The 8,088-nt window shown below is 67.5% G+C and carries 10 protein-coding genes; 2 read left to right on the top strand and 8 right to left on the bottom strand.

Going from position 1 to position 8,088, the window contains the following annotated elements:
* Nucleotides 1-156: 156 nt before the first annotated feature.
* Nucleotides 157-729, bottom strand: a complete 573-nt coding sequence (locus tag ACTWQC_RS35505) for a TetR/AcrR family transcriptional regulator (protein ID WP_443319996.1) — start codon at nucleotides 727-729, stop codon at nucleotides 157-159.
* A 99-nt stretch (nucleotides 730-828) separates the two neighbouring features.
* On the opposite strand from ACTWQC_RS35505, the gene ACTWQC_RS35500 reads away from it, so the two are divergent.
* Nucleotides 829-1,116, top strand: a complete 288-nt coding sequence (locus tag ACTWQC_RS35500; RefSeq protein ID WP_443319995.1) for an antibiotic biosynthesis monooxygenase — start codon at nucleotides 829-831, stop codon at nucleotides 1,114-1,116.
* Between the two features lie 1,034 nt (nucleotides 1,117-2,150).
* Here ACTWQC_RS35500 and ACTWQC_RS35495 read toward each other — a convergent pair.
* Together ACTWQC_RS35495 and ACTWQC_RS35490 are read right to left on the bottom strand one after the other, a co-directional pair.
* Nucleotides 2,151-2,390, bottom strand: coding sequence for a hypothetical protein (locus ACTWQC_RS35495; RefSeq protein WP_443319994.1), 240 nt, complete (start codon nucleotides 2,388-2,390; stop codon nucleotides 2,151-2,153).
* A 173-nt stretch (nucleotides 2,391-2,563) separates the two neighbouring features.
* Nucleotides 2,564-3,181: a choice-of-anchor C family protein gene (locus ACTWQC_RS35490; RefSeq protein WP_443319993.1), complete on the bottom strand. Its 618-nt coding sequence runs from the start codon at nucleotides 3,179-3,181 to the stop codon at nucleotides 2,564-2,566.
* 510 nt (nucleotides 3,182-3,691) lie between these two features.
* On the opposite strand from ACTWQC_RS35490, the gene ACTWQC_RS35485 reads away from it, so the two are divergent.
* Complete coding sequence (locus ACTWQC_RS35485) at nucleotides 3,692-4,042, top strand: hypothetical protein (protein ID WP_443319992.1); 351 nt, start codon at nucleotides 3,692-3,694, stop codon at nucleotides 4,040-4,042.
* 508 nt (nucleotides 4,043-4,550) lie between these two features.
* Here ACTWQC_RS35485 and ACTWQC_RS35480 read toward each other — a convergent pair.
* The 5 genes from ACTWQC_RS35480 to ACTWQC_RS35460 all read right to left on the bottom strand — a co-directional run bounded on the left by ACTWQC_RS35480 (nucleotide 4,551) and on the right by ACTWQC_RS35460 (nucleotide 7,649).
* Complete coding sequence (locus ACTWQC_RS35480; protein WP_443319991.1) at nucleotides 4,551-4,706, bottom strand: DUF6233 domain-containing protein; 156 nt, start codon at nucleotides 4,704-4,706, stop codon at nucleotides 4,551-4,553.
* Between the two features lie 361 nt (nucleotides 4,707-5,067).
* Entirely contained in the window at nucleotides 5,068-5,607 is a 540-nt protein-coding gene (locus ACTWQC_RS35475; protein ID WP_443319990.1) for a hypothetical protein, read from the bottom strand.
* 40 nt (nucleotides 5,608-5,647) lie between these two features.
* The gene (locus ACTWQC_RS35470) at nucleotides 5,648-6,574 is read right to left on the bottom strand and encodes a hypothetical protein (protein ID WP_443319989.1); all 927 of its coding nucleotides are present in this window, start codon (nucleotides 6,572-6,574) and stop codon (nucleotides 5,648-5,650) included.
* Nucleotides 6,571-6,945: a peptidase inhibitor family I36 protein gene (locus ACTWQC_RS35465; protein WP_443319988.1), complete on the bottom strand. Its 375-nt coding sequence runs from the start codon at nucleotides 6,943-6,945 to the stop codon at nucleotides 6,571-6,573. Before ACTWQC_RS35465 ends, ACTWQC_RS35470 begins: the two co-directional genes overlap by 4 nt.
* A 140-nt stretch (nucleotides 6,946-7,085) precedes the next feature.
* Complete coding sequence (locus ACTWQC_RS35460) at nucleotides 7,086-7,649, bottom strand: helix-turn-helix domain-containing protein (RefSeq protein ID WP_443319987.1); 564 nt, start codon at nucleotides 7,647-7,649, stop codon at nucleotides 7,086-7,088.
* Nucleotides 7,650-8,088: the final 439 nt, after the last annotated feature.

Here is an 8,088-nt window from a genome sequence, read left to right as displayed (position 1 = left end):
AGCGGAAGTATTGCTCCCGCTCGCGGATCAGCCTCTTGCGCCCCTGCGCGACCGTCCGGTCCTGCCGGATCTCGAAGTCCATCGCACCCCTTGAGCTGGGGTGTTGCAACGACCACTAGAACTCAAGCGGCGGCGGCCAGGGGCCTGGTGAGGTGGTCATCCGCCGGGGTTGTCATGCGGGAGGTCGAGGATGATCTCGGCGGCGCGGGCGACGACGGGGGCGCGGGTGGTGCCGGGGTGGTCGGCTGCGAGGAAGTGACTGCCGATGGCCGTGCAAAAGGCGAGCAGGGCGCGGGCCTCGACCTCCTCAGGGTCGACGCAGAAGGTGCCGATCGCGTCGCGCGCTAGCTGAATGCGCTTGTTGTCCACGCGGCGCAGGCGCTCGGCGACGGTGTGGTCGCGGCGGGCCCAGTCGCGGATGGCCAGGTCGATGGGCAGCAGGCGGTCGCTGGAGAAGGTGAGCCGTCCGGCCAGGCGGACCTTGTCCCGCGCGTCGCCGCCCTCCCGCTCGACCCGGTCGATGACGTCGTCAACGCTCTCGCGCTCCCAGGTGTCGAGCATCTCGGCCAGCAGTGCGTCGCGGTCGGCGAAGTAACCGTAGAAGCCGCCCTTGGTCACTCCCAGCGCCTTGGCGAGCGCCTCGACCCGCACTGCGTCCACACCGCCTGCGGCCAGTGCCCGCAGCCCCTCCTCGATCCACTTCTCCCGCGGTGTGCGCAATGCGCCCATCTGTGGCCCACCTCACCCTATCAGACCTGTTGTACGGAGCCGTACAACAGCCTAGTCTCGCGTTGTACGGCATCGTATAACCCACGAGGGGACACCGTCATGTCATTCGGTTTCGTTGCCTTCCACTACCCGGCCCCTGAGCACGTTGAGGAGTTCGTCGCCGAGTGCCACCAGGCCGCCGAGGCGATGCGGCGGCAGCCGGGCTTCGTGTCCGTCGGGGTCTGGGTCATCCCGGACGGCGACGCCGTCGTCACCACCGGCGCGTTCGAGTCCGAGGAGGCCTTCCGGGCGACAGCCGACCTTGCCCGCGAGATGGGCGCGACACCCGAGGGCTTGAGCGACCTGGAGGTCAGGCCCCGCGAGGTCCACTTCCTTGCGTCGCGGTAGGAGAGCCGAGAAGAAGGATCAGCACTTGACTTAGCCGCATCCGCTACGGACGAGGCGGCCCGGGACGGGGGTCCGGGCCGCCTGCGACAGGGGCTGGTGCTTTAAGAGGTCGTTTTCAGCTGGTTTGCGCCGCTTCACGCGCCACGGTGATGCACTCGCGTCACACGCGCATCGGATTCGCGTGCGCTTCAGGAGAGCAATCACCAACATAGGTACCTCTTGGAGTGAGACAGGCTTCATGGGATGAGACTGGCAAAGTGGGCTCCCACCGACTCGCGTTTTGGCCACGTAGGCGCCTCGATGTCTCCGCAGCCACGCTTTCCACTGGAACGAGTGGGAGCGAACAGACTTCACCGATGAAAACGACTCTAAGTGGGCGTTGGGTTCTGCTTAGGCATGCTTGAAGGTGCTTTGGCTGGCAGCTGGTGAGGCAGTGACCGTGGAAACGCCCACCACGTGGCACGTAAGCCTCGCAGTTCACCTGCCGCAGGGCGAAGCTCACGTCGGAGCAGCTCGCCCAGCTCGCCGAACTCGGCCTACACTGGGCGTAGCGCGGCACATCATGGGACGGTCCGCTGAGGCGCTGGCAGACCGCCTTTTCTTTACCGAGACATCGATGCGAATGGCCGCGCATCCAAACCCCCGCGAGTGACTATGCGCCAACGGGGCGTCCCAACCGGACTACGGCAGGGACGCCCCATACGTACGGTCGCACGGTTCGCCCAGAACCCTGGAGTCGACTGGGAGCAGCTTGTGCCAGGTCGGCGAAGGCCGACGCTCCCTGCTCGCCGCCTGCCCTGCGCGCGGAGCCAGAAGCGGCCCCAGCGTGACCGGCCGCCGGTCCGGGGCGAGAGGAGCGGCTGGAGCCAGGCGCGCCAAGCTCACCCCGGCGAAACTCGCCGTCCTGGTCGGACTCCACTGGTTGGGCAGGCCGTTCCCCGGGCTCGCCTCGAAGAGGCCCACAATAACCTGCCAGGTATCACGGTCGGCTGTCACTGACGACTACCGCGCGCGGGCGCCCGGATCCGCGGCCGTCACGGCATCGACGGTGCCTCCTGCTCCTGGCGGATGCGGTCGGGGCAGTCAGCAGAGAGCACCCCGCGGCAGCTCAGAGCGCGGCCGTTGCAGTAGGGGCAGACCTCGGAGACAGAGGACAGGTGCTTGCCGAACACCCAGCGCAGGCAGGAGTTCGCCTGGAACGGGCCGCGGTCGCTGGGCCGGTGGTGGAGGGCCGGCAGCCATGCCCAGCGCCGCTCTTCCTTCCTGCGCCCCACAGCCGTGCGATCGGGCTGGTGCGGATGCCGCTGGAGCCAGTACTGCAGCGGATGCCCAAGCTGTCCGCCAGCTCCCGGAGGTCTTCAACCGGGATGGCCGGCGCCTTCCCTGCCTGTTCAGCCGCCCAAACGCTCAAGGATTTCATCGGTTGGCCTTGAGCGTCTGAGGTTTCTCAGGTGCCGCAGGTACCGCTACAGCCTTGGACCTTGACGTTGTCGATCGCTGGCCCGTAGGGGCCGCCGTTGGTGCTGGTGAACGCCAGGATGGTGGAGGCGCTGGTGGCCTGAAAGGAGACGGTCTTGGTTACCCACCCCATGAGGCTGGGTGTGCTTCCGGTGGTGTCGAAGGAGAATTCCTGGATGCTCTGCCCGTCGACGAGTACCTGGCCAGTCCTCAAGGCTGGCCCCCCGATTTCCGGGTTGCCGGCGAGCGAGTACGACACCACGTACTCGTCCCCCGGGTTCGTCGGGAAGGTCTGGGACAGTGTTCCTTGCGCCCATCCGTTCAGGTCTACCGACTGGGTGCCGTCAGCGGCCTGCCAGCGTTGTCCGACCAGGTCCACGGTTCCGGACGTGACCTGCCACCCGTCGAAGCTGTCACCCGCGCTGAAGGTCAGCCAGTTGATCCCGGAGGGGACGGCAGGGCTTTCGAAGCTGCCTCCGGTGATATCCCTGACCGATGGGGGTGAGCCGCTCATCTGGTTGGCGCCGTGGGTTTCCACGGCGGTAGCGGTCCCGGAGAGCAGAGCGAGTGATGCGGCGGCGGCAGCGGATGCCCGTATGAACAGCACGACGGTCCTCCTTGAGGGTATCGATGAAATTCCCTCATGGGCTGACATGCTCATTTGGGCCAAATGACCACAGTTGGGCCGAGTGGGTGAAGAAGTCATTTCATGTGCCCCCGCGGCCGTGCCTGCCCTTCGGAGAAACGCCGGGTGCCTCCCGCTGATCAGGGCCGTAGCCCTGCGAGGCAGTCCGGACCACGTCTTCGAGTTGGCGCCGGAAGGTGATCGCAGCCAGGACCGCACGGTCACCGGCTCGCCGTCGGCCACCGCCTTGCGCGCGTACCACCTCGGTCGGCGGCACCACCCGACGGAACAGCTCCCACAGCTCATCCGGCACCAGACGCTCGACAAGGCTCGTCAACGCCCGGCACAACGAGGACTGTCCGTCATAAGACGCGATGTCTACTGACACAGAACTGAAGTTGCCCAGAAAGTATGCCAATCTACCCAGACCGCGAGTGGTCTACTACATCGCCGGAATGGCATGAGCCCGACCCCAATGGAGGGGAGAAGTCAATGGCGGGATTAGGGCACAAGATCGCTCGGGGACTTGTGGTGGCGGGCGCAGCAACAAGCCTCGCGTTCCTCACGGCTACCTCGGCGTACGCGTGGGACGACAAGGTCAACGAGGGGTTCGACTACGCAACGATCACGTTCCATACGTGGACCGAGACAATCGAGGTCTGTGACTTGGAAAGGGACGGAAACGGAGTTTATGCCGTGGTTCGCCACCGCACGGGGGAGGACCATCTCGGCGACAGTAACGGATCACAGGCGGGGTGCAGCTCCCGCGACTTCGAAGGGGTGACCAACTTCGCAGTGTGTGAGGACGACTGGGGCAGCGACACCTGCGTTTGGTGGAGGTAAGGCAGCGAGCATCGACGCGCGTGCGGACACGACTGCGGCGGCCCTCAATCGGAGGGCCGCCCCGATGCTGCGGGTTAGCATCGCACCAGGCGAAGGCCTCGCTCACCGGGGCCACGGTCTGATCAGGGATGTTGGATCCAACGGGTCTATAGCGGGGGTGAGCTGCACGGCCTGGGCGCGCAGCAGCTCCGGTTCCCATCCGGCGCCGGGGCTGTCCAGGGCGGCCAGACCGGAGACACCAAGCATGGCGAGCTGTACCCGGTGCTCTATGGCCCGTCAGGCCTTGCGCAGGACGTGGTGAGCCTCGTGGCACGCGGCGCGGCCGATCGTCGCGATGTCCTCGGCGGTGGGCAAGGCGACGAGCCGCGGCTGGCCTCCTCCAGCTGCTCCATCAGAGCTGCGGCGCGTTCGGCGTCAAGGGCGGGCGGGATAAGCAGCAAGTTCGGCACGGCCACGCCGCGGCGCAGCTGCTCCATGCGCTCGGGCAGCGGTTTACACGCACGCGCGGCTAGGGCGCTCCTGGCCTCAGGGCACGCTGAGGACGGCAAATGTCACAGGAGAGCACGTCGGGGTCGGCGAGCAGCTCGAGCGCCTCGGCTGTCGTGATCTGAACAGCTGGTACCCCGCCTGGCCCGCGGCCTGGCAGCGCCGCTTCCTCGGCCAATTGAGCACGAGCCAGCTACTCTTCTTGATCCGATTGAGTGCAGCGGCCCGTGTCGCATCCTCGGCGCCACGGCCCGCTGCTCCCTTCTTTCACGTGCTTGTGGCAGACGGCTCTCAGACGTCGGCGCAGGCGCCACTGTCGGAGAAACCGGGGTAAACGATGCCGGTGTTGCCGACGAGCTGACCTTGGACGTCCACGTGAAGGACGTAGGCCAAGACCGTGGCGCATCGGTGTTTCCGCCGATGGAGAAGAGTGCTACCTGATGCGGGCGGACGACTCCACCGGTCTCACGCCTATCGGGCCTGCCCAGCTCGACCCAGTACACCCTGACCTCAACGGGCCGGGCGGACTGGTTGCTCAATCAGACGACGTAAGGTGCCTGCGCTGCTGAACGCGTCCTGGTTGTGTCTCGGGGGACATCGCCCGATGCAGACGGACTCTTCACACGAAGCGCGCCGACGGTGGTCATTGCGCCCGCTGACGTCGACACGACGGACTGTGCCGGGCCCTTGACCACTTTGTACTTAAGTTCGTAGTCCCACCAATCGCCCTTGAACGTCATCTCCAGCTCCTGATCAAGCTGAGAAATGGTGGCGGTATCGTGTCCCAGGTGGTTGTTGTCCGTCCATCCCGCATCTCGCTCCCAGAGGTCGACTGACAGGGATGTGCCCGTGAAGTCCACCGGGTCAATCGTGGTGATCTGCCCCCCTCGTTGAACCACGTCAGCCCACACAGCGTCGCCGTAGTACATCCGCGGCTCGTCCGCCGAGTCCGGCCAGCCGTCCTCGATGTCATGGACCGTAAGGCGAATAGGAACGAATATGTACACCTGCGCCGCTTCTTCGCGCGCGGTACCGCCTTGTGCTGCCTGAGCGGTGCCGGCATCAAGTCCACCGGCCAAGACAACGCCGGTGGTGAGCGTGCCGGACCCCTTTTTCCTCTCATGCCGCCGGCCGGTTCGTTTCCGATGCGGTGGCGACCGCCTGCTGTTTGAGGGCGCTGTAGCGCGCGATGGTTGTTCTGTCCCTGGCGCTCAGCAGCCGCCGCTCGACCGTCCGCTGCGTGCGCCCGACGGCGTCGGCCAGACCGGTCTGGTGCTGGCACCCGGCGTCGGCGCCCGCCACGCGCAGTTCGTCGCGGCCGAGGGATTTCAGGGCGTCGGGGACGGTGGCGGCCTTGGGCAGGCGGGAGTTGAGGGACGCGCGGGACGCCTGCAGATCCGCGGCCGGACGCCCTGCCCGCCGCATGCAGGCGGACCAGCGCCGGACCGCGGCTCGATAGGCGGGTTCCTGCTCGACGGTGGCCAGTACGCGGTTGGCCAGCGCCATGACGAGGGGCTCCACCCGGTTCCAGTCCGCTCCGTAGACCTTGGCGCGCGCCTGCGAGACGCAGCCGTCGGCGGAGTACTCCAGACGGGACCCGTCGGGCAGGCGCACAGCCACGCGGTGCTCCGCGGTGCCGGTGAGGGCGCGCCGCCAGGCCGGGTCACGAGGCTGGTCGCCAGGCTGGCCGGGTGGGCGCTGCGAGGTCTGGAGATGGAGGAACTCGCCGACGATTCCGTATCCGTCGGCCGCAGCCCTCTTCGGGGTCAGCAGTCCATAGGGATTGGTCTCCTCCCCGCGTGCGGAGGCGGTCCGGGGCTGCGGGGTGTAGCTGTGCCCCCGGGCTGTCATGCAGGCGGCCACGGCGCGTTCCTGGGCATCGTGCAGGCGCACGGCATCGGCGTGAGTGAGGGCGGTGGCGCCGGACAGCGGGCGGACGTCCGGCGCGGCGGGCCGGCGGCCGGACTGCTCCTGCGGGGAGCAGCCGGCCGCGGTCAGTACGAGGGTCACGGCCAGGAGGGTGCGCCGCGCGGGGATAGTGGTCACACGCACCAGTCGTTGGAGGCGACGTTGTGCCACCAGACGGTGTTGGCCAGGGTGGGGTTGGCCCAGCCGCGGTCCAGGACGTAGTTGGCGCCTGTCTTGTTGAGGCCGGCGAAGATGCGCACGTTGCAGTTGTTGCCGTGGTTGTAGAGCGACTCGGCATTGTTGAACTTGTTGTACTGGAGCAGGTTGTTGTTGTCTCCGTAGACCGTGCCGGGGTCGCCCGCACCGCCGGTGCCCAGGTAGGCGCACAGGGCTCCGGCGGGGCAGTCCGACCACGCCGCGCCCGCAGGTGCGGCGGTGGCCAGTGCGCCCGCGGCCACCAGAGCCGTACTCGCGAGGGCGGCGCCGGCCGTGGCGAGGATTCGCTTCATGCCAGGGATTCCTCCGTTCGCTCAAAGGGGGGCCGCGCCCAGGAGGGGCGCGGACCCACCGGGAACAACTGAACACCTCCGGAGGCATCCGGCCAGGAAACACGAGCGGAACGGGACGCCGTGGGACGGCGGTGCCCGGGTCACCTCGGACGGGGGACGGCAGGCTCCAGCGGTACGGGAAGCGGGAAAAGCGGGGAAAGCGCGGGAAGGGGTAAGGGGATGTGCACAACCTGCAGGACACGCGCGGCATCCACCGGCCTGCTCACGCCCCGGCCTGCCCGGCGCTTCACCCAGAGCACCGTGAAGCTGCCCAGAGCAGCTCCGACGGCGAAGAGGCCCAGCTGCGCGAAGCGGTCCCCCACGCCCTCACCGGCATGCGGGCGCTGCACTTCCCGCTCCGCCGGAACAGGCACCGGCAGGCGGGAACCCGGCTCCGGGCCGGTACGCGCCGACAGCCGCAGCAACTCATCCGCCGCGCCACCGAGCGCAGAGGCGAACTGATGGACCGCTTGCGCAGTGACCGGCTTCTTGCCGTTGACGAACCGTTCCCAGGAGGAACGGCTGTAGTGCGTTCTGGCCGCCAGCTTCTCGAAGCTGAGCCCGGAGGCCTTCTTCAGCCTCCGCATCTCACCGGCCATCCACTCCGGGGAAAGGCTCCCCGTGCCTCCAGCAGACGGCGACCGGTTCTCGTCATTCACGTTCACGTTCCCCCCTTTTAGCTCTTCTCATGGCAACTCATGAGAAGCAGGTCGATTGCCGATTCCAGGAAACATGCGGGAGAAGGGGATGGACAGGCGATACAAGGCCGAATCGAAGGGTTCAGCCGTGAAGCCCGACCGGTCGAGCATGACTCCCGGCCCGTGGGAGGCCCGGGCTCACGACAAACGCCGAAGACGCCGAACCCACCTGCAGGAACACGACTTTGCCTAGGCCGAACCCGGCCGTGGCCCAGTGCGCCGCAGACACCGCGACTACGCCGATGCTCGTGCAGCAGCGCCCGGCCCACCAGCGACTGCCCCCCCGTTATCTTCTTCGCGGTCCTGCAAGAGGGCCGCTGGCCTCCGGGCCCGGCATGACTGTTCCCCCCTGTCGAAGGGATGACCTGGGGGGTGGTGTCACCGGGCCCGAGGGGTGCCGTTGGAG

Source organism: Streptomyces sp. 8N616 (assembly GCF_052246385.1).
Taxonomy (GTDB): domain Bacteria; phylum Actinomycetota; class Actinomycetes; order Streptomycetales; family Streptomycetaceae; genus Streptomyces.
Note: the sequence above shows the minus strand (reverse complement) of the source record. Positions and strands in the feature narration are given on the sequence as shown.

What these genes read in the sequence shown, in the direction of transcription:
- ACTWQC_RS35485 (WP_443319992.1), top strand. Translation starts at nt 3,692, where the DNA reads ATGGCGGGATTAGGGCACAAGATCGCTCGGGGACTTGTGGTGGCGGGC.
- ACTWQC_RS35500 (WP_443319995.1), top strand. Translation starts at nt 829, where the DNA reads ATGTCATTCGGTTTCGTTGCCTTCCACTACCCGGCCCCTGAGCACGTT.
- ACTWQC_RS35465 (WP_443319988.1), bottom strand. Translation starts at nt 6,945, where the DNA reads ATGAAGCGAATCCTCGCCACGGCCGGCGCCGCCCTCGCGAGTACGGCT.
- ACTWQC_RS35505 (WP_443319996.1), bottom strand. Translation starts at nt 729, where the DNA reads ATGGGCGCATTGCGCACACCGCGGGAGAAGTGGATCGAGGAGGGGCTG.